23 protein-coding genes are annotated in these 25,590 nt (G+C 59.5%); 11 read left to right on the top strand and 12 right to left on the bottom strand.

Annotated features, from left to right (window positions below):
- The first annotated feature begins 10 nt into the window (after nucleotides 1-10).
- Entirely contained in the window at nucleotides 11-700 is a 690-nt protein-coding gene (locus FAA97_RS17615) for an HAD family hydrolase (protein WP_136599871.1), read from the top strand.
- A 145-nt stretch (nucleotides 701-845) separates the two neighbouring features.
- Nucleotides 846-2,432: an FGGY-family carbohydrate kinase gene (locus FAA97_RS17610; protein ID WP_136599870.1), complete on the top strand. Its 1,587-nt coding sequence runs from the start codon at nucleotides 846-848 to the stop codon at nucleotides 2,430-2,432.
- Nucleotides 2,433-2,445: 13 nt separating this feature from the next.
- Here the strand turns inward: FAA97_RS17610 and FAA97_RS17605 are convergent, their stop codons facing one another.
- From FAA97_RS17605 to FAA97_RS17570, 8 genes are all read right to left on the bottom strand, one after another.
- A complete protein-coding gene (locus FAA97_RS17605) occupies nucleotides 2,446-3,735 on the bottom strand; it encodes an NAD(P)/FAD-dependent oxidoreductase (protein WP_136599869.1) in 1,290 nt (429 codons plus the stop codon).
- 183 nt (nucleotides 3,736-3,918) lie between these two features.
- On the bottom strand, nucleotides 3,919-4,077 hold the full coding sequence (locus FAA97_RS17600; RefSeq protein ID WP_136599868.1) for a YqaE/Pmp3 family membrane protein: 159 nt from the start codon (nucleotides 4,075-4,077) through the stop codon (nucleotides 3,919-3,921).
- An 83-nt stretch (nucleotides 4,078-4,160) separates the two neighbouring features.
- Nucleotides 4,161-5,267 carry a glycoside hydrolase family 88/105 protein gene (locus FAA97_RS17595; protein ID WP_136599867.1) on the bottom strand — a complete coding sequence of 369 codons (1,107 nt, stop codon included), beginning with the start codon at nucleotides 5,265-5,267 and terminating at the stop codon, nucleotides 4,161-4,163.
- Nucleotides 5,267-6,874 (bottom strand): polygalacturonase PglA, encoded by a 1,608-nt coding sequence (pglA, locus tag FAA97_RS17590; protein ID WP_136599866.1) that lies wholly within the window; start codon nucleotides 6,872-6,874, stop codon nucleotides 5,267-5,269. Before pglA ends, FAA97_RS17595 begins: the two co-directional genes overlap by 1 nt.
- A gap of 77 nt (nucleotides 6,875-6,951) precedes the next feature.
- The gene (locus FAA97_RS17585; RefSeq protein ID WP_136599865.1) at nucleotides 6,952-8,217 is read right to left on the bottom strand and encodes an ABC transporter substrate-binding protein; all 1,266 of its coding nucleotides are present in this window, start codon (nucleotides 8,215-8,217) and stop codon (nucleotides 6,952-6,954) included.
- A gap of 37 nt (nucleotides 8,218-8,254) precedes the next feature.
- Nucleotides 8,255-9,349, bottom strand: a complete 1,095-nt coding sequence (locus FAA97_RS17580) for an ABC transporter ATP-binding protein (protein WP_136599864.1) — start codon at nucleotides 9,347-9,349, stop codon at nucleotides 8,255-8,257.
- A 2-nt stretch (nucleotides 9,350-9,351) separates the two neighbouring features.
- The gene (locus tag FAA97_RS17575; protein ID WP_136599863.1) at nucleotides 9,352-10,236 is read right to left on the bottom strand and encodes a carbohydrate ABC transporter permease; all 885 of its coding nucleotides are present in this window, start codon (nucleotides 10,234-10,236) and stop codon (nucleotides 9,352-9,354) included.
- A 3-nt stretch (nucleotides 10,237-10,239) separates the two neighbouring features.
- Entirely contained in the window at nucleotides 10,240-11,121 is an 882-nt protein-coding gene (locus FAA97_RS17570; protein WP_136599862.1) for a carbohydrate ABC transporter permease, read from the bottom strand.
- A 212-nt stretch (nucleotides 11,122-11,333) separates the two neighbouring features.
- Between FAA97_RS17570 and FAA97_RS17565 the strand changes: the two genes are divergently transcribed.
- Nucleotides 11,334-12,260 (top strand): AraC family transcriptional regulator, encoded by a 927-nt coding sequence (locus FAA97_RS17565; protein WP_136599861.1) that lies wholly within the window; start codon nucleotides 11,334-11,336, stop codon nucleotides 12,258-12,260.
- A 55-nt stretch (nucleotides 12,261-12,315) separates the two neighbouring features.
- Here the strand turns inward: FAA97_RS17565 and kduD are convergent, their stop codons facing one another.
- The 3 genes from kduD to FAA97_RS17550 form a co-directional block, all read right to left on the bottom strand.
- On the bottom strand, nucleotides 12,316-13,059 hold the full coding sequence (gene kduD, locus FAA97_RS17560) for a 2-dehydro-3-deoxy-D-gluconate 5-dehydrogenase KduD (RefSeq protein WP_136599860.1): 744 nt from the start codon (nucleotides 13,057-13,059) through the stop codon (nucleotides 12,316-12,318).
- The gene (gene kduI, locus FAA97_RS17555; protein WP_136599859.1) at nucleotides 13,056-13,880 is read right to left on the bottom strand and encodes a 5-dehydro-4-deoxy-D-glucuronate isomerase; all 825 of its coding nucleotides are present in this window, start codon (nucleotides 13,878-13,880) and stop codon (nucleotides 13,056-13,058) included. The genes kduD and kduI overlap by 4 nt, the downstream gene beginning before the upstream one ends.
- Before the next feature lie 192 nt (nucleotides 13,881-14,072).
- Nucleotides 14,073-15,386 carry an HPP family protein gene (locus tag FAA97_RS17550; protein WP_246041540.1) on the bottom strand — a complete coding sequence of 438 codons (1,314 nt, stop codon included), beginning with the start codon at nucleotides 15,384-15,386 and terminating at the stop codon, nucleotides 14,073-14,075.
- 359 nt (nucleotides 15,387-15,745) lie between these two features.
- Between FAA97_RS17550 and FAA97_RS17545 the strand changes: the two genes are divergently transcribed.
- From FAA97_RS17545 to FAA97_RS17525, 5 genes are all read left to right on the top strand, one after another.
- Nucleotides 15,746-17,383 carry an ABC transporter substrate-binding protein gene (locus FAA97_RS17545; protein ID WP_136599858.1) on the top strand — a complete coding sequence of 546 codons (1,638 nt, stop codon included), beginning with the start codon at nucleotides 15,746-15,748 and terminating at the stop codon, nucleotides 17,381-17,383.
- A 63-nt stretch (nucleotides 17,384-17,446) separates the two neighbouring features.
- Nucleotides 17,447-18,457, top strand: a complete 1,011-nt coding sequence (locus FAA97_RS17540) for an ABC transporter permease (protein WP_246041571.1) — start codon at nucleotides 17,447-17,449, stop codon at nucleotides 18,455-18,457.
- The gene (locus FAA97_RS17535; RefSeq protein ID WP_136599856.1) at nucleotides 18,454-19,386 is read left to right on the top strand and encodes an ABC transporter permease; all 933 of its coding nucleotides are present in this window, start codon (nucleotides 18,454-18,456) and stop codon (nucleotides 19,384-19,386) included. The genes FAA97_RS17540 and FAA97_RS17535 overlap by 4 nt, the downstream gene beginning before the upstream one ends.
- On the top strand, nucleotides 19,383-20,216 hold the full coding sequence (locus tag FAA97_RS17530; protein ID WP_136599855.1) for an ABC transporter ATP-binding protein: 834 nt from the start codon (nucleotides 19,383-19,385) through the stop codon (nucleotides 20,214-20,216). The genes FAA97_RS17535 and FAA97_RS17530 overlap by 4 nt, the downstream gene beginning before the upstream one ends.
- Nucleotides 20,213-20,962 carry an ABC transporter ATP-binding protein gene (locus tag FAA97_RS17525; RefSeq protein ID WP_136599854.1) on the top strand — a complete coding sequence of 250 codons (750 nt, stop codon included), beginning with the start codon at nucleotides 20,213-20,215 and terminating at the stop codon, nucleotides 20,960-20,962. Before FAA97_RS17530 ends, FAA97_RS17525 begins: the two co-directional genes overlap by 4 nt.
- Before the next feature lie 163 nt (nucleotides 20,963-21,125).
- Here FAA97_RS17525 and FAA97_RS17520 read toward each other — a convergent pair whose 3' ends face one another.
- Nucleotides 21,126-22,142 carry a LacI family DNA-binding transcriptional regulator gene (locus tag FAA97_RS17520; protein ID WP_136599853.1) on the bottom strand — a complete coding sequence of 339 codons (1,017 nt, stop codon included), beginning with the start codon at nucleotides 22,140-22,142 and terminating at the stop codon, nucleotides 21,126-21,128.
- A 144-nt stretch (nucleotides 22,143-22,286) separates the two neighbouring features.
- Here FAA97_RS17520 and FAA97_RS17515 point away from each other — a divergent pair, with 144 nt between their 5' ends.
- The 3 genes from FAA97_RS17515 to FAA97_RS17505 all read left to right on the top strand — a co-directional run bounded on the left by FAA97_RS17515 (nucleotide 22,287) and on the right by FAA97_RS17505 (nucleotide 25,535).
- On the top strand, nucleotides 22,287-23,330 hold the full coding sequence (locus tag FAA97_RS17515) for a Gfo/Idh/MocA family protein (protein WP_136599852.1): 1,044 nt from the start codon (nucleotides 22,287-22,289) through the stop codon (nucleotides 23,328-23,330).
- 5 nt (nucleotides 23,331-23,335) lie between these two features.
- Nucleotides 23,336-24,238 (top strand): sugar phosphate isomerase/epimerase family protein, encoded by a 903-nt coding sequence (locus FAA97_RS17510; protein ID WP_136599851.1) that lies wholly within the window; start codon nucleotides 23,336-23,338, stop codon nucleotides 24,236-24,238.
- A 61-nt stretch (nucleotides 24,239-24,299) separates the two neighbouring features.
- On the top strand, nucleotides 24,300-25,535 hold the full coding sequence (locus FAA97_RS17505; protein ID WP_136599850.1) for an ABC transporter substrate-binding protein: 1,236 nt from the start codon (nucleotides 24,300-24,302) through the stop codon (nucleotides 25,533-25,535).
- Nucleotides 25,536-25,590: the final 55 nt, after the last annotated feature.

Genomic DNA, 25,590 nt, shown 5'->3' with positions numbered 1-25,590 from the left:
GGACGGAGCAATGGACCTGACACGAAAGACACTCGTGATTTTCGACTGCGACGGAGTCCTCGTCGACAGCGAACCGATTGCTCTTGAGGTGCTTGTCGACGCATTGGCTGCGAAGGGTGTTGTGATCGATGCAGAAAGCGCTTCCGAGCGCTTTCTCGGCCGCAGTCTTGCCCACCTTGCCGGGAGCATACAGGCAGAATTCGGTGTGGATATCGACGCGGATTTTCTATCGCGGATGCGCGACAGCCTTTACACCCGGTTTCGTGCGCACCTTACGGGAATCCCCGGTGTCCCGGACCTCATCGACGACTTGCGCGAGGCGCAAATGCGGTGGTGTGTCGCCTCCTCCAGTCAGGTCGAAAGGGTCGAACTTTCCTTGAGCCTGACCGGTCTTCTGCCCTCTTTCACTCCGCATATATTCAGCGCGACTATGGTCGAAAACGGCAAACCCGCACCCGACCTGTTTCTCCATGCGGCCCAAAAGATGGGCTTCGAGCCCCATCAATGCATCGTTGTGGAAGACAGCCGCGCCGGCATTCAAGCCGCTCAGGCCGCAGGTATGCGGGTCTGCGCGTTTACCGGCGGCTCGCATGCATCGAGCGAAGCTTACCGAGCCGAAATGCGGGCGCTCAATCCTGATTGTTCAGCCACCCGAATGAACGAGGTTGCGGATTATATCCTCAATCAGGATACCGCATGATCCTGCAGACACGATCAAGGATGGTGGGCGCGGCGACGGTCGCCCGTCGCGCTTCAATCGTCTCGTTGCGGTTTGACCTTGCCTTCTGCTTGCTTCAGTTTACGAAACAGGACATGCCGAAAATACGGAACGGAAACGAGCCAGTATGCGCGACCACGTAATTGCAGTGGATGTCGGAACAGGCAGTGCGCGCGCTGGCGTGGTGGACCGCTCAGGCCGCCTTTTGGCCCGCAGCGAACATCCGCTGGTCACGCACGTCGTTGGCGAAGAAGTCGCAGAGCAGTCTTCCGAACAGATTTGGGCTGCCGTCTGCATGGCGGTACGTGCAGCCGTTCAGGCAAGCGGCGTAGCGCCGGCCGATGTTGCGGGCATTTCTTTCGATGCGACATGCTCTCTCGTGTTGCGAGACACCAGCGGCGCCTCCATTCCCTTGACGCATACCGATCGTCACTCCTTTGATACCATCCTCTGGATGGATCACCGTGCGATCGAGGAAGCGCGGATTTGTACCGAGACGGGACATCGGGTCATCCGGCACGCTGGCAACAGCCTGTCACCCGAAATGCAAATCCCAAAGCTTCTGTGGCTGAAGACGCATCGCCCCGACCTTTGGTCAAGACTTGGGTTTGCGTTCGATTTGGCAGACTTTCTGACCTGGAGAGCAAGCGGATCGAATGAGCGGTCGATCTGCACCCTGACATCCAAATGGGGCTATCTGCATGGCGAGCCCGATCCTTGGCCGACAGACTTTCTGGCCGAGATCGGCCTGTCGGATCTGTTGGAGAAATGCGGCCTGTCAGCGAGTGCCACACCGGTTGGGAAGCCGGTCGGTACGATCAGCACAGAAGCGGCAAAGGACCTTGGGCTCATGCCCGGCATTGCCGTCGCCGCTGGCATGGTCGATGCCTATGCAGGCACGCTTGGCGTTCTCGGTGGTCAGGCAGGCAAAGGCGCAGATGCCTTGACGGGCCAATATGCTCTCATTGGCGGCACGTCGAGTTGCGTCGTCGCCTTCTCGCGCGAACCGCTCTTTCAAAACAGCGTGTGGGGGCCGTATTTCGAGACCGTTTTCCCGAATTGCTGGTTGTCGGAAGCTGGGCAGTCAGCCACCGGTGCCCTGCTCAACCATCTTGTTGCGATGCATTCTGCAGGCGGTGAGGCGACTGTCGCGCGCCACCGCGCAATTATAGACCGCGTCCAGGAGCTGCGCACCGTGGAGGGACACCGGCTTGCGGAAGACATCAACATCCTTCCCGACTTCCATGGAAACCGATCGCCCTTTGCCGATCCGACGCTGACCGGCATCGTGACCGGCATGCGCCTTGATCAAAGTTTCGATGGGTTGTGCCGGCTCTATTGGCGGGCCTGTCTCTCCATTGCGCTTGGACTTCGGCAGGTGATCGAGACCATGCAGGCGGGGACGGCCGTGCCGGCGCGCCTTTATCTGACCGGCGGCCATGTCAAGAACGCCTTGCTGAATGAGCTTTACGGCGATGTTTCCGGCTGCGAAGTCGTGATACCGCAGACGGACGACGCCGTTCTGATCGGCACCGCAATGAATGCCGCAACTGCCGCGGGGTTATATCCCGATCTTTCGGAAGCTGGCGCAGCAATGGCGCCCAACGCCGTCTCGCGCGCTCCCAAGCTTGCAGTAAAAGGCGAGCAATATGATCGGGACTACCAGCGGTTTCAGCTGATGCAGGAGATGCGTCTGCGCTTGCGAGATATCTGAGCGTTGAATGGGATCAGCTCGGTTCGATGGCAATCGATTTCAGTTTGTCGATGCCAAGAGCCTGCAGCGCCAGCTTCTCATAAAACGGTTCAGATTTTCCGAGCCTGACCTTGTAGAGAAAATATTTCTCGAAGCCGATCTTAGCGGCGTGCACCCATCGCCCCGACGCAGACCAGTTCACGTTGCGCGGTGGAATTTGTGGCTGCGCGACGAAGGCAATCCCGCCATCGCCAAAATCCGCAAGGCACACTGCGTTCCACGTGCCCTGGGCATTCGGCGCCTCTCCTTTGAGCAACCGGGCGATATTGTGCGCCGTTGCAGTGACCATAGACTCAATCATGAAGCCTGTTTTCGGCACGCCGACTGGAACAGGTGTTTTGCCCATCGGGGGAATTGCCACTCCGACTCCAACGGAGAAGACATTCGAGAAAGCCGGATTTTGCTGATGTTTGTCTGCCAGTATGAAGCCGCGCGGATTGGTGAGGCCTTCGATATCCCTGACTGCCTGCACGCCGCGAAACGCTGGCAACATCATCGTAAACTTGGAGGCTATGGCGTGTGTTGTCTTGACGCTGCCGTCTTCGTTGATTTCCTCGACATCTAGCCCAGCCGCGTCGAAATGCGTCACGCGCGCATTCGTAATCCACTTGATGTGATGGTTTCGGAGCTCGCTCTCCAGCAGGCCCTTTGTATCTCCAACGCCGTCAAGTCCGAGATGGCCGATATACGGCTCCGAGGTGACGAATGTCATCGGAACGCGGTCACGCACTTTCGCGTCGCGCAAGGCCTTATCGAGAATAAACGCGAATTCGTAGGCGGGTCCGAAACAGGATGCTCCCTGCACGGCACCGATGACGACCGGTCCTGGATTCGCGACCAGTTCACGAAAGACATCACGCGTCATCATCGCGTGGTCGATTTGGCAGACCGAGTGCGTATGGTGCTGCGGACCAAAGCCGGGAATTTCGTCAAAAGCCAATTCAGGGCCTGTGGCGATGACAAGGAAGTCGTAATCGACTGATGATCCATCAGTCAGGCCAATGCGGTTCTCCGATGGATAAATCCGCTCCGCCCCTTGCGGAAGGAGGGTGATATTGCGTTTTGTGCAGGCGGCAACAAGGTCCACTTCTATGTCTTCTCGCTCGCGCCATCCTACTGCCACCCAAGGATTGGACGGGACGAAGGAGTATGTCGTCCCCTTGCTGATCAACAGGATTTCAACCTCTGGGGGAACCTGGTCTCGAAGCTCGTACGCCATAATCGTACCGCCAAGTCCGGCGCCCAGCACAGCAATCGTAACCATCGTACACCCTCCCGATGACGCAAATCTCCTTATATACTAATCTTCGTAGTTTCGTTGTCAATAGACACACTAGGCTCTTGAATGCATAACCTGGAACAGAAACGGCCGATCGGAAGAATCCGATCGGCCGCAGGTAGAATGGGAAAATTCGGTCCAATCGTGTGGACGGACGGAAGGCTCAGATCACTTCCGCAGAATGACCCAGATTGCATGGATAATGCCGGGTAGATAGCCAAACAAGGTCAGGAGAATGTTCAGCCAGAAGTGCAAGCCAATGCCAACCTGGAGGAAAACTCCAACGGGCGGGAGAAGGATGGCGAGAAGGATGCGAACAACGTCCATGATAGCTCCGGTCAAAATTACACTGCCGCAACAACTCGGCATGAGCCAAATCGTTCAATGTCACTCGTCGCTTCACGCGATCGTCATGTCAGAAAAATGCCAGCAAGAATGCTCTCCGCATAGGCCATCATCAAGGGCCCCGTGCCCTTGGCGTCATCCTCCACCACAGGCTCGGTCAGATAATAGGCAGGAGATCCATCACGATACCGATCTTCATATCCGCCGAGACCAGCAACGTGGACGATACCGCCGAAATGGAGCTTTTGATCCTCTCCGAGCCTGATCCTTTTGTCGATAAGGGCCTGCAAGGCGCGTTTACCGGCAGCAGCGAACCGCTGCGGCTCCGAGCCGCTGGCCAGATCCAGCCTCGCTGCCCGCAGCAATGCATAGGCAAACATCGCCGAGGCCGAGCTTTCCTCGTAATTGCCAGCCAGATTGTCTGCATCGAAAACCTGCATCCACAAGCCGTCCGGCGTCTGGCGAAGCATGACGGCCTCCAGAAGTGCAGCAAGCCCTGAGCTTAGGACCGACGTGCCTTCATCCTTCGGAAGGAGTGCCAGCGCGTCGGTGAGTGCCATGGCAAGCCATCCGAGCGCGCGCGCCCAGACCGCAGCCGACTTCCCGGTGATCGGGTCGGCCCAGGCCTGTGCCCGGGCATCATCATAGCCGTGAACATAGAGCCCGTCCGGCGCTGTGGTCAGAGCCAGGGCCGTTGCGAATTGTTGCAAGGCATCCGCGATCAGCCCTGGTTTCCCGCGAACCTGTCCATACTCGATCTGAAACGGCAGCCCCATGTAGAGACCATCCAGCCACACCTGGTGCGGGTAACGTTGCTTGTGCCAGTAGTTGCCGGCAGAAATGCGCGGATGGGTTTGCAGCTGGGCAAACAGGCGGTCCGCCGCCAGAAGGTAACGCTCGTCGCCGCTTTCCCGGTGAAGCGCAAACAGCACGCGCCCGGAGAGGATATGATCGATATTGTATTCCATCGGATCATAGCCAAGCAGAGTGCCGTCCGGACCTATCTGCCGATCCGCCAGCCGATGCAGATGGGCAAACCAGCGCGGATCCTTTGTCGCGTCGCCTAGGAGTTCGAGACCACGATAGATGCATCCGTCCTCATAACACCAGCTGGACCCCTTGTAGGGTTTGTACGCATCGAGAAAATCCTCGAAGTATGCAGGAAGAGCCATCAGACCGCCTCACGGATAGGAAAAAGGGAAATGGGTGCAGACGACATAAGTGTCGGGTCATCGCAGGTGACCTCGGCGTGTTCAGCGAGGATCCTTTCGTGACGCATCGGTCTTACGTGGTCGGCCATGATCGGCGGCGTCGCCTCGGCTTCCTCGGCATGGGAGACAATCCGCAGACGCGAGATGGCGATGTTGCGCAGAGGCGCTTCAGGCAGTCCGAGAAAGACGCCTGCCGCATGGGCTAGATCGCGGATCTCGACGTCATCAACGGTGATATCGCTGATGATGGGCGTGCCCGCATCGAAGGTCCGGGGCACGCGGCTCTGCACCCAGTCGGCATGGCCATCGGCATCGCAGTGATAATGGGCGTTGACGGAAATCGCGGTCTCGACGCCATCGAGCAGGACACGCCGCATGAAGATGGCCCCGATCGCCCCTCCCCGTCCCCTGCGGGTCTTCACCCTCAGACCCCGGTCGGTGCCGATCATGTCGCAATCCTCGACCATTACATCATGGACACCGCCCGACATTTCCGAGCCGATGACCACGCCGCCATGTCCGCGTTCCATCAGGCAATGCCGCACGGCAATTCCACGTGTTTCTGCGAGATGCTCGGCCTCTCCCTCTGCGCCGCGCTTGCCCGCCTTGATCGCGATGCAATCATCGCCGACCGAGAAATGGGTGCCTGCTATCAAGACGTTGCGGCAGGACTCCGGATTGAAGCCATCCGTATTGGGGCTATCGTGGGGTGCAAGGATATGCAGGCCCACAGCCGTCAGTCCCTCGCATCCATGAGGATGGATGGTCCAGGAGGGCGCGTTTCGGATCGTGAAGCCGAAGAGACAGATATTGTCACAACGGACCAGATGGAGACCACGCGGCCGGCGCGCGCCATCGCGCGTCTCCTTCGGCCAGGACCACCAGTCGCCGGCAGAACCGGAACCATCAATTATGCCCTGCCCCTCAATCGTCAGGTTTCGTGCGCCGACTGCGTGAATACCCGCTGCATAACAGGCAGCTGGCAGGCCTTCCCAACTGCCGAGCAGACGGCCATCCGCATCGCGTGCCGGCATGATCGGCCAGCCCTCGCGGCTTGAAGGCGCTCTGAGGACGGCCCCCTCGGCCAGATGGAACGTTATGTCACTTTTCAAGGCGACCGGTGATGCGGTCCAGATGCCTGCCGGCAATCGCAACGTGCCTCCCTCAGGAACGGCCTTGATAGCCCGCGCCAGACACACCGCGTTTGCCACAGCTCCGGCAGGATCGTCGAGCGCCACATCAGCCGTCAATCCGAACGCGCTGGCATCGACGAGGCCACGGCAGGCCGCAGTCTCGAAAAAGACTGCCTCGCATCCGTCCACCTCCAGCCGGTAGCGCGTCGAGGGGTTCAAGCCGTGCAGCAGCAGTACCGCGGTCTCGACCTTGCCCTCCTCCTGCTGCAGAAGCTCCTCGGCTCCATCGGCATGGCCGGCGGCTTTGGACGACATTGCCTGCTCCGCGGTCAAGCGATAGGCCAGTGGCTGTGGCAATCGATAGCGCGCGCCGGGCAAAGGCAGGCAAACGGCGGCTGTTCGCGCGGAATGCGCGATGAGGTAGGGTCGGGTCATGATCTCGATCCTCGGGCTTTCGCCCGCTTGGAAGATTGTGGCCCGCCGCAAGATACGCATGGCGGGCCACATCGCACTCAGTCGAACTTGGCCAGGACGTCGTTCACCGTATCGATGATCTGCTCGGCACCATCCTCCGCGCTGATCTGGCCATAGGCATATTCCTCAAGCGTATCGATGAAGGCCGAACGGATTTCGGGATGTTCGTTGAAGGGCGAGACGACCGGTCCGGACGCAGCCATGACAATGGCATTCGCCGCGCGCACTTCCGGCTCGCCGCTTTCGCCCAGACGTGCTGCGGCGGCCTTTGATGCCGGCAGACCACGTGACGTGCCGAGCGCATCGATGCCTTCCGGCTCGTTCAAGAGGCAATTCAGGATCTGCGCAGCCGCTTCCTGGTTGGGCGAGTTGCGTGAGATCGAGAAGACCATCGAGGGCTTGCGATAGACGCCATCCGTGACAGCGTCGGAAGATTTCAGCATAGCGGATGGAACGAGGACCTGCCCCTCCTTCAAGGGATCGGCGTATTTCGAGTAGGTCGAGTCCCACTCGTAGGAACCGGCAATCTTGCCTTCCGACCATGCCGGCTTCTCGAAAAGATTGACGTTGCCATCCGCTGCCTCTTCCTTCTGAGAGCGGATGACCTTGGCCTCAACGAGCTGGCCAAGGAACGAGATGCCGGCGGCGAGTTCTTCCGGTGTCCAGGCAACACGATTGGTCGCAGGATCGACGAGATCCTTGCCGGTCTTCTGCACCACGGCCAGCGTCACGACGAGCTGTGCGGTCTCCTTGACGGCATTGAACGTATAGTGATCTTCGCCGAGCTTTTCCTTGATGGTCTTGGTCGCGGCGAACAGCTCGTCCCAGGTGGTCGGAATGGCAACGCCGGCCTTGTCGAAGGTCGTTTTGTTGAAGAAGAACACGCGACCCGTGGTGGAAACGGAGATACCCTGCAGCACGCCGTTCATCGAGCCGGCTTCAAGATCGCTCTCGGCCCAGTTGGAGAGGTCGATCGCCGACAGTTTGCGCAGATCCGCAAACCCCTCGCCATTGCGCGAGAACAGCGGCAGCCAAGGCCAGTTGACCTGCATGATGTCCGCCTCGGTCTTGCCCGCCATCTGCGTGGTCAGCTTCTCCAAGTAGCCGTCGAAACCCGTGAACTCGCCCTTCACAGTGTGGCCGTGCTTTGCACCGCAGGCCTCGATGGCCTTCTGCGTTGCCACATGGCGGCTTTCTCCGCCCCACCATGACATACGCAGCTCTGCGGACTGTGCTGGGGCTGCGAGCGTCAGGGCGCCATAGGCGACTCCTGCGAGTGCTGTCAGTATTTTTTTCTGTTTCATGTCTTTCCTCCTGGGGTTAAAGCCGCGCGCTGCCTCCTCACAGCGAGACGTTGCGGCCGTCGGTTTTGTCGAAAATGTGGATGTGATCAAAATCCGGCCGGAGCCGAACCGTGCCGGAGCCGCCAAGCGCTTCGAAATCAGCTGCGCCGACGACGGCGACCAGCTTGCGGCCCTCCAGCTCGGCATGCAGGTAGACTTCATGGCCCATGAACTCGGCATTGGTGAGCCGCGTCTCGAATGCTTCGCCCTCAGGCGCGAGTACCAGATGCTGCGGCCGGATGCCGACGACAGCATCCTTCGGGCGAGACGAAAGGCGGGCGGAAAGGTTGGCGCCCAGTGGCAGGCTCTGACCGCCGATGGCAAAACGGTCACCCTCGATTGAGGCATCCACGAGGTTCATCTCGGGGCTGCCAATGAAGCCCGCGACAAAGAGATTGGCCGGGTGATTGTAGAGCTCCTTCGGCGTCGCGACCTGCATGATATGTCCAGCCTGCATGACGCAGATCCGGTCGCCCATGGTCATCGCTTCCGTCTGGTCATGGGTGACATAAATGACCGTCGACGACAGGCCACCGGCCTTGAGTTGCCGGTGCAGGTCGGTGATGCGCACGCGCATCGAGGCACGTAGCTTGGCATCCAGATTCGACAGCGGTTCATCGAAGAGGAAGACGCCCGGCTGTTTGATCAGGGCGCGGCCAAGGGCCACGCGCTGCGCCTGGCCGCCGGACAGCTGCTTCGGCAAGCGATCTAGCAGGGGTTCGATTTCCAGCATCTTGGCAACGCGGTCGATAGCCTCTGCGATCTCCGGCTTCGACTTGCCGGCGATCTTCAGACCGAAGGCGAGATTGTTGCGCACCTTCATATGCGGATAGAGCGCATAGTTCTGAAAGACCATGGCGATCGAGCGCTTGCCGGGTGGCAGATCGTTCACCCGGCGGTCACCGATGAGGATCTCGCCGCCGGAAATCTCCTCGAGACCAGCGACCATTCTGAGCGTCGTTGACTTGGCGCAGCCGGACGGTCCGACCAGCACCATGAACTCCCCATCCTCGATATCGAGATTGATCCCGTGCACTGCCTTGAACGCATTGCCATAGACCTTTTCGAGACTTTTCAACTGTACTCTTGCCATGCTCAGCCCTTGACCCCGCCGGACGAGATCCCTTCAATGAAGTAACGTTGCGCTGCGAAGAAGACGATCAGCGCAGGGGTTATGGTCAGCACTGACATCGCAAGGATGCGGTTCCACTCGAAGGCTTCCGTCGTATCGATCGAGAGCTTGAGCGCGAGGCTGACCGGGTATTTGTCGACCGATGAGAGGTAGATCAGCGGCCCAAGGAAGTCGTTCATTGTCCACATGAACTGGAAGAGGCAGACCGAAATCAGGGCCGGCGCCAGCATGGGCACGACGATATAAAGAAGCGTCTGCAGCGAGTTCGCACCATCCACTCGCGCTGCCTCTTCCATATCCGGCGGCAGCGATCGCAAGAACTGCACGAGCATGAAGACGAAGAAGGCATCGCCAGCAAAGGCGGAAGGCACCCAGAGCGGCAGGAAGCTGTCGAGCCAGCCGAGATCGCGGAACAGGATGTATTGCGGGATCCGCGTCACGACATTTGGCAAAAGCAGGATCGCGATCACAGAGCCGAAAAACAGCTTCTTCAACGGGAAGTCGAAGCGGGCAAATGCATAGGCCGCCAGCGTGCATGAGATCGCGGTGCCGATGACCTTGGGCAGGATGATCAGGAAGGAGTTCCAGAAAAATCGGCCGAAGGTATAGGGCGTCGACGTCTCCCAGCCCTTGATGTAGCCCTCGAGCGTGGGCTGTTCCGGCCAGAAGCCAGCACCGGCGAAAATCTCGGAATTCGTCTTGAAGCTCGCGCCGACCAGCCAGATCAGCGGATAGAGCATCACAAGCCCGACCACCATCAGCAGCGTGTAGCGAAGCGCGGTCGAGAGAAGCGCAAGGCGCTGGCGGCGAACAGCCTGTTGTTCATTGAGCGTCGTCAGATCCGTCACCGTTCAGCTCCTCTTGTCGCCGGCGTAATAGACCCATTTCTTCGAGGACCAGAAGGCGACGAGGGTCAGCACGGTGATGATGGTGAAGAGCACCCAGGCAATGGCAGAGGCATAGCCCATGTTGAACTTCTTGAACGCCTCGTCATAGATGTAGAGAGGCAGGAGATAGGTCGACTTCAAGGGACCGCCCTGGGTGATGATGTAGGGCCCGTTGAACTCCTGGAAGGCCTGGACCATCTGCATGATCAGGTTGAAGAAGATCACCGGCGTCAAAAGCGGCAGGGTGATGAAGAAGAACGTCCTCACCTTGCCCGCCCCATCAATCGCCGCGGCTTCGTAGAGCGACTTGTCGATCGACTGGAGGGCGGCAAGGAAGATCACCATGGCCGAGCCGAACTGCCAGCAGCGCAGAAGCGTAATGGTGAACAGCGCATTGGTCGGGTCTCCGAACCAGTCAACCGGCGCAAAGCCGATCGCGGCAAGGGCCATGTTGGCCAGCCCCTCGCTCGAGAAGATATAGCGCCAAAGGACCGCGATCGCGATCGACCCGCCCAGGATGGAGGGGACGTAGAATGCCGTGCGGAAGAAGCCGATGAATTGAAGGCGATAGTTCAGGATCGCCGCAATGAAGAGCGCGAAAGCGAGCTTGAGAGGGACGGTCAGGAAGACATAGATCAGCGTCACATTCAGCGATTTGACGAAGGTCCGGTCGCGTGTGAACAGCCGCTCGTAGTTCGCAAAACCCGTCCAGCGTGGCTCCGTCATCAGATCGTAGCTGGTAAAGCTGAGATAGAACGAGGCGAGAAAGGGCAGTGTGGTAAAAACCAGGAGGCCTATGATGTACGGCGCCAGGTAGGCATAGCCGATAAAGCGCTGACCTCTCATGACAAAGGCCTCAGACACCTGGATCCGCAGCGAATCAAAGATGCAATTTCGTACAAGTTCCACTCCCGTCTAGGCGCAAGAAATCCTGCCAAACTGGCCGTCAAATCGGTCGCCTGGGCCTCCTCCCCGGAAGAACCCTTGATATCCTTGCTTTGTGGCGTGACATTCACCGATTTCATCGTCAGAATACATTGACGATCGAGAGGAAAAAGATGGACAAAATCGAAGGTGAAGTTTTATCCGCCATTCCTCCTGCTGCCTTGTCGCTCAATCTGACGCGCGCGGCCATCCGCATGGAACATTCCCAGACATGGAGGATCGACAAGACAAACAGTGTCGAAGACCTCGTCATCTGCCTTAATGGGCGGGGCCATTATCATGTCGACGGCGAGCCTCGCACGATGGAACCCGGCGACGCGATGCTGATCAGGCGTGGCGAACGCTTTCTCGGCTGGAATGAAAACCCCGAACTTTACCTCGGCCTCGCCCAGCACTTCACGATCGACATTTATGGTCGGCACAACTTTCTGACGCAGATGGATCTGAAGCCCAAGGTTCGCCTGACACGATGGCCACTACTGGAACCGCTGGCGCGCCACTATCGGCGCACGGCGCCCGCCTCCTCTGTGACGCTGGCCCAGCATCACCTCTTCATGGTGCTGCTGATCGCCTATGTGGAAGATGCGTTTGTCGGGTGGCGAGACCAGTCCGCCTTTCAGCCGGAAGGCGCTGATGCCATCAACATTGCGGTGATGAAAGCGGCATCGATGATTTCGGCCGCACCGCTCGATGGCGACATCGCGGCGCGCGCAATCGAGCTTGCGCCCTACAATCCGGATTATTTTCTCCGCGAGTTTCAAAAGCGGATCGGCAAGACGCCGCGCAAGTTCCAGGAATTCAAGCGGATGGAAAGGGCCATGCATTTTCTTGAGGCGGGCCTGACCGTTTCCGCCGCTGCGGCGGAAATCGGCTATGCGGATCCCTACTACTTCTCCCGCATGTTCAAACGCACGATCGGCATCAGCCCGCGCGAACACATTGCCAAGGTCCGCCAAAGCCGACATGGCGGCCTGATGATGCTGGACGAGGAAGCGCAGGCGATTGAACTTGCGGCCGTGCCCGCGCGCGGCAGCAATTGAGGGTCTCGCCCCTCCCCGCGCTCGGCGAGACCGGAATGAGACGATGGCGCTGATCTCAGCGCGCCATCCAGCCCCCGTCGACATTCAGGATCGCGCCGTGGACGTAGTCAGCCGCCGACGATGCAAGAAACACGGCGGCGCCGGCAATATCTTCTGCACGTCCCCAGCGCCCTGCCGGAATGCGCTCAAGGATGGCACGGTTGCGGTCCTGGTCAGCCCTGAGCGCTTCAGTGTTGTTCGTCTCGATGTATCCGGGCGCGATCGCGTTGACGTTGATCCCGCGCGCGGCCCATTCGTTGGCCAGCAGCTTGGTCAGACCGGCCACCCCATGCTTCGAGGCCGTGTATGAGGGAACGCGAATACCCCCCTGGAACGACAGAAGCGACGCAATATTGATGATCTTGCCGGGCTTTCCAGCCGCAAGTCTCGCGCGCGCAAAGGCTTGGCTGGTAAAGAACAGCGCCTTCAGGTTGACATCCATCACGTCATCCCAATCCGCTTCCGAAAAGTCGACGGAATCGGCGCGGCGAATGATCCCGGCATTGTTGACCAGGATGTCGAAAGCGCCATCTTCGAAGACAGAGGCCGCCGCCATGGGATCGCTGAAATCCAGGAGCATGGCTGAGGCGTTTCCGCCAGCCGCCTGAATGAGGGACAGGGTTTCGTCCGGCGCCCGGCGAGCTGCACAAACGACGTCCGCACCGGCCTGCGCAAGGCCAAGCGCGATCGCCTGGCCAAGGCCGGTGTTGGAGCCGGTGACCAGGGCCTTGCGACCCTGAAGCGAGAAAGCACCACTCATCGCAACTCTCCAGGCTGGACGAATTCCATGTCGGTATAGTCGACGTTGTCGCCGGCCATCGCCCAGATGAAGGTGTAGGAGCCGATACCGGCACCTGAATGGACCGACCATGGTGGCGAAATCGCGCCTTCTTCGTTGGCGATGAACAGGTGGCGCGTTTCCTGCGGCTCACCCATCAGATGCAGAACACGCGAAGTCTCGTCCATACCGAAATAGAGGTAGGCTTCCATGCGGCGATCATGAACATGCGCCGGCATCGTGTTCCAGACAGAACCGTCTTTCAAGGTCGTGTAGCCGAGCACCAGCTGGCAGCTTTCCATGACAAGTGGATGGATGAACTGGTTGATGGTGCGCTTGTTGGAGGTTTCGACAGCGCCGAGTTTCACCTCCTTGCTGTCAGCAAGGGTCACGAGCTTCGCCGGCAGGCTGCGATGGGCTGGGCAGGAGGTGATGTAGAAACGTCCATTGCCCGAGAAGACGACCGGTCCGCTTCCTGCGCCGAGATAGAGCACATCACCCCGATTGAGGGTGTAGGTCTCCCCCGCAGATGTCACCGTGCCGACCTCGCCGATGTTGACGATCCCCATCTCGCGCCGGTCGAGGAAGGACGGCGTCTTCGTCTCCTCGACACGGTCGAGGGTCAGCGACTGGCCCTCAGGCACCACGCCGCCCATGACGAAGCGGTCATAGTGGGTGTAGATCAGCCGGATTTCACCCGAACGGAACATGGATTGGGCGAGAAAATGCTGTCGCAGCCCTGCCGTATCCAGCGTTTTTGCGTGGTCAGGGTGAACCGCCTGTCTGGTTTCAACGTGCAGCATGATTTCCTCCGTCAACTTGTACTATCTATTTTCACTTATTGTATGATGAGTGAGCGGGGTCAAGCGATGGGTAGCAGAAAATTGTGCGCCCAGCGCCGCGAAAAGAGCGCGGAGCAGGATTTGCCGACCTTCTACCGGCCGATGAGCGAGCGCGATTGCGGCCCGTCCTGGTGCAACGCGTCAGAAGCGCAATTAGACCTCTGCTCGAGCCAAACCGCGCGCCATTGCTGCAATCAGGTCGGTCCTCGTCACGATACCGATCAGCTTTCCGTATTCCAATATGGGTACGGCATCGACGTCTGTATCGCCCATCAATGGCAACAAGGCCCCTAACGGGGTGGTCGCAATGGCACGAGGAACAGTGACGCTCATGATATCGATTGCCCTTACAGGCTTATCTCTTTCAGGGTCGATCAGCCTGCGCAAAGCGGGCATGAGGCCTCGATCGAGGCGAAGCGCATCGTCTCTTGCGCGCGTGATCAGGTGCATTTGAAAGATGATCCCGAGGAACCGCTGTTCGTCATCGACCACGGGCAACGATGTGAAACGATGGCGCCTGAAGAGATCGGCAACCTCGCCCAGATCGGTCTCTGCCTTCACGGTGATCAGCTTCGTGGACATGATGGCGCCCGCGGTCGAGGCGCCGGTATGATGGGCTGCAGCCTGGAGTTCGGCAGCGCCGATAAGACGCGCCAGATCCTCTACACCCAGATTGAATGACTGCCGATAGCGTTGGAGGATATCACTCAGTTCGGCCTCAGAAAGCCCCAGCCGTTCAACGGCAACCCTGTCCGACGTGCCATGGCGGTTTTGTTGCTCGAACTGACGAAAGGGATAGCGACGCCCTGTCAGCCTTGCATACGCCGTGGCAATCAGAACAAGGCTGGCAGTGCCTGTTGCGATCGGAGCAAGCGCGAACCAGAAGCCGAGATGCTCAATGGCATCCGGGCTCATGGCAGCGGTCATTGCGACGGCCCCTGCGGGAGGATGGACCGCCCGCACCATGAATGTCCCGGCAATCGCCAGCCCGACTGCGAGCGCGATCCTCAGCGTGGGCTCGTGAACAGTCAATGAGATTGCAACGCCAATGAGGGCCGCGAGCGTGTTGCCGATGACGGCAGACCACGGCTGGGCAAGCGGACTGTTGGGAACAGCGAACAATAGAACCGCACTCGCACCCAGCGGGGCGACAAGATAGAGGCCACTTTCCAGGTCAATGCCTGGAGAAAGTACAAGATAGCCTGTCAGGCAAAGGCCCAGAAAAGCCCCAAGGCCAGCGCGCAGAGCCTCCATGGGAGCAGTGCGAGCAACCGCCGGCCCGAATGAACGTAAAAACTGCAATGTGATGTTCCCGATGGATGGACAGCACAAACTTTCAGCAAATGATGAAAACTTCAACCTTAAGCGCAGGCGCTGATCAAACAGGTTGAAGAGCCCCCGTCTTTCCCCGCATCCATCGGAGATCAGCGATCTGCTCCCCACGCGGTAGATAAACTGAAGCTCCAACGGTGCGAACGATGCGGCTGCTCATGCGCCAGACCCCATTCGAACACAGGGAACATTTTTTCCCACTTGAACGACGGGGCTTTCTCGCCCTAGGCTGAGGCGAACATTCAAGAGTCTTCTCCGCATCCCCGCCTTGGGGAACAGGCCCCGTTAAAGCAGCACGCTATTGGGATCATGCTCATGGACCTGAATTTGAAGAGCGGCAATCGCCTCCTCTGCCCTGAGGCTGGGGCACGGGTCCACCACGAACCAGCAGCGCCAGGTGCCCACATGCGCCGCATGCGTGCCGCTCCTGGATCGGCCTAGAACGAACACACTGCAGTCTTTGCCTACCCATAAAAACAATAGGGAACAGTAATATGACAATGTTCGACAACCGCCTGCGCCTCCTCACAACAAGTGGAATGTTTGCGCTAATGCTCGCAGCGATGCCGCAAGCCTATGCAGCAACGCCTGCCGATACACTCGTCCAAGCCTGGGCGATCGACGACATCATCACGCTGGACCCGGGCGAGGCTTTCGAGATTTCAACCGCCGAAGTCACTGCCAACACCTATAGCAAGCTGGTGGCACTTGATCCGAACGACACGTCAAAAATTGTCAGCGACATTGCTGAAAGCTGGGATGTGTCCGAAGACGGCCTGACCTTTACCTTCAAGCTGAAACCAAACCTGACATTTGCGTCCGGCAATCCGATCACGGCTGAAGATGTCGCGTTCTCCTTCGAGCGTGTGATCAAGCTCGACAAATCGCCCGCCTTCCTTCTCACCCAATTTGGCATGAATGCCGACAACGTCACCGAGACCGCAAAGGCCGCGGACGCCTCGACCTTTGTCATGACCGTCGACAAGCCCTATGCGCCAAGCTTTGTGCTCAACGTACTGACTGCAACGGTCGCCTCGGTCGTTGACAAAAAAGTTGTGATGGAGAATGCAAAGTCGGTCACGCCGACCGACGAATACAAATACGACACCGATTTCGGCAACGAGTTTCTCAAGACCGGCTATGCGGGTTCGGGCCCCTTTAAGATCCGCGAATGGCGCGCCAACGAAGTTGTGGTCCTTGAGCGCAACGACAATTACTATGGCGAAAAAGCCAAGCTTGCCCGTGTGATCTACCGCTATATGAAAGAAAGCGCCGGCCAGCGACTGGCGCTTGAAAACGGTGACATTGATGTCGCACGCAACCTCGATCCGGGCGATTTTGATGCCGTGTCCAGCAAGGATGGTATCGCCACCACTTCGGCACCGAAGGGCACGCTCTACTACTTCAGCCTGAACCAGAAGAACCCGAACCTCGCCAAGCCCGAGGTCATCGAGGCGTTCAAGTATCTCGTCGACTACGATGCGCTGGGCGAAACCCTCATCAAGGGCATCGGTACGATCCATCAGACCTTCCTGCCGTCCGGCCAGCTCGGAGCGCTCGACGACACGCCCTATACGCTCGATGTCGAGAAGGCCAAGGAGCTGCTGGCAAAGGCCGGCCTTGCCGACGGCTTTACTGTCACAATGGATGTGCGCAACACCCAACCTGTCACCGGGATTGCCGAAAACATTCAGCAGACACTTGCCCAAGCCGGCATCAAACTCGAAATCATTCCGGGAGATGGCAAGCAGACGCTGACGAAGTATCGCGCGCGCCAGCATGACATCTATATCGGACAGTGGGGCTCGGACTATTTCGATCCGAATTCGAATGCCGAGACCTTTACCTTCAATCCGGACAATTCCGACGAGGGCACCAACAAGACACTCGCCTGGCGCAATGCCTGGGACCCGAAGGAGTTGTCTGCCAAGACGTCTGCGGCCCTCCTCGAGAAGGATGCCGACAAGCGCGCGGCGATTTACGAAGACCTGCAGAAACAGGTTCTGGCGACCGGGCCCTTCGTTGTTATCTTTCAGCAGACGGAAATCGCCGGGTATTCAAGCAAGGTGCAGAACTACAAGCTCGGCCCGAGCTTCGACACCAACTATGTCTACACGGTCACCAAGGAATAATGCTCCTTGTCCCCCGTTGACAGTCAGGTCCACCGGAGGCGCGCGCCCGAGCGCGCCTTCGCGATCGCAACTGCCATCAGCAAATTCCTGCTGACAGTGGTGACCACCTATCTCGGCTTGCTCGCCGTCACCTTTTTCATCGGCCGCGTGGTGCCCATCGATCCGGCGCTTGCCATTGTCGGTGACCGCGCGCCGGCTCACGTCGTCGAGCGTGTCCGCGAAGAGCTTGGTCTTAACCTGCCGCTCTGGCAGCAGTTCGTCATCTATGTCAGGCAAGCGCTCTCAGGTGATTTCGGCGTGTCGGTTCTGACGACCAATCCCGTCATGAAGGACATCGCCCGCGTCTTTCCCGCCACGATCGAACTTGCGACCGTCGGCACGATCATTGGTGCCGTTTTCGGCGTTCCACTCGGCGTTCTTGCAGCCGTCAAACGCGGCTCGATTGCAGACCAACTTGTCCGGGTGATCGGCCTTGTCGGCTATTCCGTGCCAATCTTCTGGCTCGGACTGCTGGCGCTAGTTCTCTTCTATGCAAAGCTCAACTGGGTCGCCTATCCGGGCCGCATCGATATCGTCTACGAATACAGTTTCACCCCAGTCACGGGCTTCCACCTCCTGGACGCGACGATGCAGCGGCAGTGGGATGTGCTGTGGGATCTTTTCCGTCACATCATCCTGCCCGGCGGCCTGCTTGGCTATTTCTCGATGGCCTATATCAGTCGCATGACGCGATCCTTCATGCTCAACGAACTGGCGCAGGAATATATTGTGGCCGCCCGCGCCAAGGGGTTGAGCGAAGCGCGCATCATCTGGTTCCACGCCTTGCGCAACGCTGCCGTTCCCCTGGTGACGGTTATTGCGCTGTCTTATGCGGGACTTCTCGAAGGCTCAGTCTTGACCGAAACCATCTTCTCCTGGCCCGGGCTGGGCCTCTACATCACAAACTCCTTGCAGAATGCCGATCTTAACGCCGTTCTCGGCGGAACGATCGTGATCGGGTCGGTCTTCATCGGCATCAATCTTCTGTCGGATGTTCTCTACCGCACCTTGGACCCGAGGACGCGCAGCCGATGACCACATCCCCTCCCACCTCCGAACCGAGCTGGAAAGCCTGGCTCACTTCCGACAAACCACAATCCCGCATGCAGGCTCGATTTGGCAGGGCCTACAACATCTGGCAGCGTTTCGCAGAAAACCGATTGGCGCTGGTGGGTCTCGCCCTCTTGATCGGGCTCCTTTTTGTTGCGGCTTTTGCCGACCTTCTGGCGCCGCATTCGCCGGTTCAGGGCGATCTTCGCAACGCGCGCCTGTTGCCGCCCGGCAGTGCCGGCTATCTGCTCGGCACTGACGACCAAGGGCGCGACATCCTCTCGCGCCTCATCCATGGCTCTCGGCTGACGCTTTTCGTGGTCGCGCTGGTTGCGATGATTGCGGCACCCGTCGGGCTGATCGTCGGCACGATCGCCGGCTATGCTGGCGGCTGGATCGATGCGGTGTTGATGCGCATCACCGACATCTTCCTCGCGTTTCCGAAGCTGGTACTGGCACTGGCACTTGTTGCAGCCCTTGGCCCGGGCATTGAGAATGCCGTCCTTGCCATCGCCATCACCTCCTGGCCACCCTATGCCCGCATTGCGCGCGCCGAAACGCTAACCTTCCGCAATTCGGACTTCATTGCCTCTGTCCAGTTGATGGGCGCTTCTCCCTTGCGGGTCGTGCTGTCGCATATCGTGCCACTCTGTCTCTCCTCGGTGATCGTGCGCGTGACGCTCGACATGGCGGGCATCATTCTGACGGCCGCAGGTCTCGGCTTTCTCGGCCTTGGCGCACAGCCGCCACTGCCGGAATGGGGAGCCATGATTGCCTCTGGGCGTCGGTTCATTCTCGATCAATGGTGGGTCGCGGCGATGCCGGGTTTTGCTATCTTGTTCGTCTCGCTGGGCTTCAATCTCTTAGGGGATGGCCTGCGCGACGCGCTCGACCCGAAGGAGGCCGGGCAATGAGCGCGCTTCTGACTGTCGACAATCTCCGCGTCAGCTTCCCGACCCGCACCGGTCTGATCGAGGCCGTGCGCGGCGTATCCTTTACCCTCGGGCGCGAACGGCTCGGCATCGTCGGCGAATCCGGATCCGGAAAATCGCAGACGGGGCGGGCCATCATGGGGCTGACACCGCCGCAAGGAGAGATTTCAGCCGATCAACTGCAATTTGGTGACATCGATCTCCTGAGGGCCAGCACCGCCCGTCGTCGGTCACTGCGCGGAAAGCAGATGGCCATGATCCTGCAGGATCCGAAATACTCCCTAAACCCGGTCATGACCGTGGGACGCCAGATCATGGAAACGCTCCGAACCCATGAAGAGGTCTCATCGAGCGAGGCCCGCGGCCGGGTCCTTGCAATGCTGGAGGCAGTTCAGATCCACAATCCCGAACGGGTGTTCAGTCTCTATCCGCACGAAGTATCCGGCGGCATGGGCCAGCGCGTGATGATCGCGATGATGCTTATTTGCGGGCCGGAACTGCTGATCGCCGATGAGCCAACATCCGCACTGGACGTAACCGTCCAGCTTGAAGTCCTCGCGATTCTCGACACCCTGGTTCGTGATCGCGGCATGGGCCTCATCTTCATCAGTCACGACCTGCGCCTCGTTTCATCCTTCTGCGATCGTGTGCTGGTCATGTATGCAGGCCGGGTTGTCGAGGAAATCGAGGCGTCGCGGCTTCACGCTGCAGAACATCCCTACACCAGAGGGCTTCTCGAATGCCTGCCCCAGATCACCGCGGACGTGCATCCTTTGCCGGTGCTTACGCGCCAGCCGGAGTGGAAGCTGTGAGGCCTGTGCTTGCTATTCGCGACATGATCGTCAGCTTTGATGGCTACCGCGCACTCGACAGCGTCAGCGTCGATGTGGAAGACGGGGCCTCCTTCGGTATTGTCGGCGAATCCGGTTCGGGAAAATCCACCCTCTTGCGGGCGATAACCGGGCTCAGCGCCTTTAGCGACGGCATTCTCTCGGTCAACGGCAGGCTCTATGAAGGGCGCAAACGCGACAAGGACTTCTATCGGCAGGTCCAGATGGTCTTCCAGGATCCCTATGGTTCGCTGCATCCGCGCCAGACGGTGGACCGGCTTTTGCGTGAGCCGCTGACAATCCACGGATTTGCCGATGCTGAAACCCGGATCGCCCGAGCGCTCGACGAAGTTGGCCTTGGTGCTGGCTTCCGCTTCCGCTTCTCACACCAACTCTCCGGCGGCCAGCGACAGCGGATCGCGATTGCCCGTGCGCTGATCCTGGAGCCGAAGGTGCTTCTTCTCGACGAGCCCACATCTGCATTGGACGCATCAATTCAGGCTGAAGTTCTCAACCTGCTTGAACAAGTCCGCAAGGACCGCGGATTGACCTTCGTGATGGTCAGCCATGACCTCGCTGTGATCAGCCACATGTGCGAGCACCTGGCCGTGATGAAATCCGGCAAGATCGTCGAAACGCTCAGCGTCGCACAATTGCGCAGCGGCGATTTTTCAACCGAGTACACCCGCGAGCTTCTTTTGGCGAGCGAGGGGTTTCGGCGCCAGTGATGACCTAGATTGCAGAATCGCAATCGGGTATTCAGGTTTGAGCGTTGGCTCGCGACGAACGGAGACATGAGGTCGACCCTGGCGCCGACAACTCACCCTGCGCCCGAAGCTTTTTGAAAGGCAGCATGCGGTGGACCTCCGAGGCTCTACGTCACGCCGCGGTTCAGTCGCTCGCGCCCTCGATCAGTTCCATCGGCCACAAATGCCGGCGTTCCGCCTCGGGATAGGCCTCGGCAAAATCAGACATTGTGGCAAGAAGCGTTTCGGCAAGCGCCACGCCGAGCGCGCGGAGATCCGGTCGAAAACAGGTCAAGGTGGGGTGAAGAAACTGTGCCTGGGGACTGTGCTGGCCAATCACGGCGATGTCGCGGCCAGGTTGGAGGCCCGCTTCCTGCAGACCACGATAGAACCCGACGACGGTTGCCTCATTCAGGAGAACAATGGCCGAGGGGCGTGTTTTCGCGGCAATCACCTGCCGCGCAACATCGTAGCCCCCGGCCTCGTTCGGACTGCAACGAAAGACATGATCCGTGTCTAATCGCAGGCCGCGATCCGACAGCAGAGATATGCACTTTGCTTCGAATAAGTAGCCGAGATTGATCTCGCCGAAGGGACGACTGATCGCGATATGGCGATGTCCTTTCTCCACAAACCGGCCGAGCGCGGCTTCAGCCATGCCCTCGAAGTCGAGATCGTACCAGGGCTGGCCGACATCGGTCTGGCTTCGGCCGAGCGTGATGAAGGGGATCTTCGCCTTGTGCAGCAGTTCGAAGCGGGCATCCTTGTGGCGTGTCGCCGAAAGAATGATGCCATCGGCAAAGCCCCGGGCCACAATCCGTTTCAGATAGGCTTCGGGATCTTCCTCGGATGAGCACAGAAGCGCGACCAAGTCGAGGTTGTGCCGCGAGAGCACGGTCTGCACGCCGTCGAAAACCCGCATGAAGAAACTGTCGCCCTGGCCGGTGATGTCGTGGCCGGTCTGCATCATGAAACCGATGATGCCGGTAGCACCCTTGCGCAGCGAACGGCCGGCCTGGTTCGCGACATAACCCAGCTTTTCTGCAGCCTCGAGGACGCGCTTGCGCGTCTCCTCGTTCACATCCGGTTTGCCATTCAGCGCACGCGATACCGTTCCGATCGAGATGTCGAGATGCTCGGCGAGTTGTCGAATGCCCTTCATGAATGCCCCCAGCCGACGATCTTCCGTAATCGTTTACGAAATCCTATTGACACATGCAAAGTCTCGTTCATAGTTCCGTAAACGTTTACGGTGTTTGCAGGGCGTGCGGAAGAGGAGTTCCGCTCATCCTTTGGGAGGACAGCAGTGACATCAAGAGCCGTTTTGTGCGGGTGCGGAGCTATGGCCAAAGGCTGGCTCCGGGCGATCCAGTCGAACCCTGAAATCGGGGCAGCAGTGACGATCGTCGGCCTCGTTGACATCAACCGCGATACGGCATCGGCGCTGGCTGCCGAGTTCGGCCTTGAGGACGTGGTCATCGGGACCAGCCTCGCCAATGTGCTGATCGACACCCAGGCCGACATGCTATTCGACGTCGTCATTCCTTCGGCGCGGGCGGAGGTCGTGTCGACAGCCTTGCGGCTCGGCTGCCATGTCCTTTCCGAAAAACCGCTGGCGAACTCGATGGAGGAAGCCAATGCGCTGCTGGCACTTGCTGCCACTACCGGCCGTGTCCATGCCGTCGTGCAAAACCGCCGCTTCATTTCTGGTGTCCGGCGCATGCGACGGGCGGTTGCGGAAGGGCTGATCGGTGAGCTGACCGCGATCCATTGCGACTTCTTCATCGGGCCCCATTTCGGCGGTTTCCGCGAAGCGATGGACAATGTGCTGCTGCTGGATATGGCGATCCACACCTTCGATGCCGCCCGTTTCGTTTCGGGCAAGCTGCCGCTTTCCGTCTATTGCGTCGAAACCAATCCGTCCGGCTCGTGGTATGCGCATGGCGCCGCAGCCAATGCGGTTTTCCGCCTGTCCGGCGATGCCGTCTTTACCTATCGCGGCTCCTGGTGCGCGGAAGGTCGCCGCACCAGCTGGGAGAGCAGTTGGCGGCTTGTCGGCTCCAGGGGCATGCTGACCTGGGATGGCGAGGACGCATTCGAGGCGACCGTGGCCGGTGATGAGCCCGGCCTCCTGCATGGGCACCGCACGCTTGTCGTGCCGGAGGTGCCGGCCGAGGAAGAGACGCACGGCCACAGAAGCGTCCTCGTCGATTTCATCCGCGCAGTCAGGTCCGACCGTTCGCCGGAGACCGTCGCCACAGACAATGTTCGAAGCCTCGCCATGGTGTTCGGCGCAATCGAAAGCGCGCGCACCGGGCTTCCCGTCGATCTTTCAGCACAAGGATATTGAAACCCGTGAGCAATCCCGCAAAAGCCATTCGCATCGGAACCATGGTGAGCGCCAGCGCCGGCAAGGCGGCCGAGCGGATAGGCCAGATCGCCGACATGGGCTTCGAGAGCTTCGAGCCCTTCTTCTGGCAAACGACGAACGGCCAGGACATTGCCGATCTCGGCAAACGCTGCGTCGAGGCGATCGGCGACCGCGACATCACGATCTCGACCATCGGCATGTTCGGCAATCCGCTGGAAGAGACGGATATGGACCTGCAGACGCTGCAGGGCTGGAAAGACTGCATCGACAATGCGCATCATTTCGGTGCCACTTGCGTGGCCGGCTTCACCGGCCGCATCCGTAACCGCCCACTGACGGAGAGCCTGCCGCGCTACCGGGAAATCTGGGGCGAGCTTGCCAAGCGTGCGGCCGACAAGGGCATAAAGATCGCCTTTGAAAACTGCGCCATGGATGGCAATTGGCAGACGGGTGACTGGAACATCGCCCATAATCCCGATGCCTGGGAGCTGATCTTCAACGAGACGCCGGACGAGCATATCGGGCTCGAATGGGAGCCCTGCCACCAGATGGTCTATCTCATCGACCCGATCCCGCAGATCCGCAAATGGGCATCGAAGATTTTCCATGTGCACGGCAAGGACGCCACGATCCGCTGGGATGTGATCCGCGAGCACGGGATTTTCGGCAAGCATCCTTTCGTCTTCATGCGCACGCCGGGTTTCGGCGACACCAACTGGACGGATGTCATTTCCGAGCTTCGGCTCGCTGGCTGGTCCGGATCGATCGACATCGAGGGCTGGCATGATCCCGTCTATCGCAATCAGCTGGAGATGACGGGACAGGTGCATGGCCTGAACTATCTGAAGAATTGCCGGGGTGGAGACTTCGTCACCGACCCGCAATGAAGACTGCCTGCCGGCTTGGAGGAAGTCGGCAAGATCAATGGTCAACCCAAAGGAGGAGAGCATGTCTATCAAGAATTGCCTGATGGTCGGCGCGTTTGCACTGGCCTCCGTGTCCGGCTTCGCCCTGCAGGCGCATGCCCAGGAAGAAGTCACCATCACCATCTGGAGCCTCGACAAGCCGGAACAGCCGGCCTGGAATCTGGCCCGCGAATTCGACGAGAAGGAGCCGGGCATCAAGGTCGAATACCGGCTGGTGCAGTTCGATGACGTCGTCAGCGAAGCCATGCGCGCCTATTCGACCGGTCAGGCGCCTGACATCATCGCCGTCGACAATCCCGAGCATGCGCTCTTTGCCTCGCGCGGCGCCTTCCTCGACATCACCGACATGGTCGCAAAGTCGGAAGTGATCAAGACTGCGAACTATTTCCCGGGTCCGCTGAACTCCGTCACCTGGGACGGCAAGCTCTTCGGCGTGCCGAAGGCGACCAACACGATCGCGCTCTACTACAATGCCGACATGTTCAAGGCGAAGGGGCTTGATCCGGACAAGCCGCCGCAGACCTGGGCGGAGCTCATCGACGCGGCGCGCAAGCTGACCGATCCCTCGAAGAACGTCTATGGTCTCGCTTTCTCGGCCAAGGCCAGCGAAGAGGGCACCTTCCAGTTCCTGCCCTGGGCCCAGATGGGCGGCGGCGGCTATGAGAAGATCAATGCCGATGGCGCGGTCAAGGCGCTGGAAGCCTGGAAGACCATCATGGACGAGAAGCTCGCTTCGCCCGACAGCCTGACGCGCGGCCAGTGGGATTCGACCGGCACCTTCAATTCCGGCAATGCCGCCATGGCAATTTCCGGTCCCTGGGAACTCAACCGCATGTCGGAAGAGGCCAAGTTCGACTGGCGCGTGGCACTTCTGCCGGTGCCGCAGGAAGGCGCGGAGCGTTCGTCGGCCATGGGCGACTTCAACTATGCGATCTTCTCCAACAGCAAGCATCCTGAGGCCGCGTTCAAGGCGCTGGAATTTTTTGCCTCGCAGGACAATGTGATGTTCGAGAAATACGGCCAGCTTCCGGCCCGTTCCGACATCACCCTGCCGGCCACCGGCAATGAGAAGAAGGATGCCGGGCTGAAGGTCTTCCAGGAGCAGCTGAAATACGCCAAGGCCCGTGGCCCGCATCCGGAATGGCCGAAGATTTCCAAGGCGATCCAGGACGCGATCCAGGCCGCGCTGACTGGCCAGATGACGCCGAAGGAAGCGCTGGATCAGGCAGCTGAAACGATCAGCGCGGTCACCGGCTGAGCTATCGGTCGAGGCGCAAGTGCTGCCCGATTATGGGCGGAGATCGCCTCGACCA

Source organism: Peteryoungia ipomoeae (assembly GCF_004912165.1).
In the GTDB taxonomy this organism is placed as follows: domain Bacteria; phylum Pseudomonadota; class Alphaproteobacteria; order Rhizobiales; family Rhizobiaceae; genus Allorhizobium; species Allorhizobium ipomoeae.
Note: the sequence above shows the minus strand (reverse complement) of the source record. Positions and strands in the feature narration are given on the sequence as shown.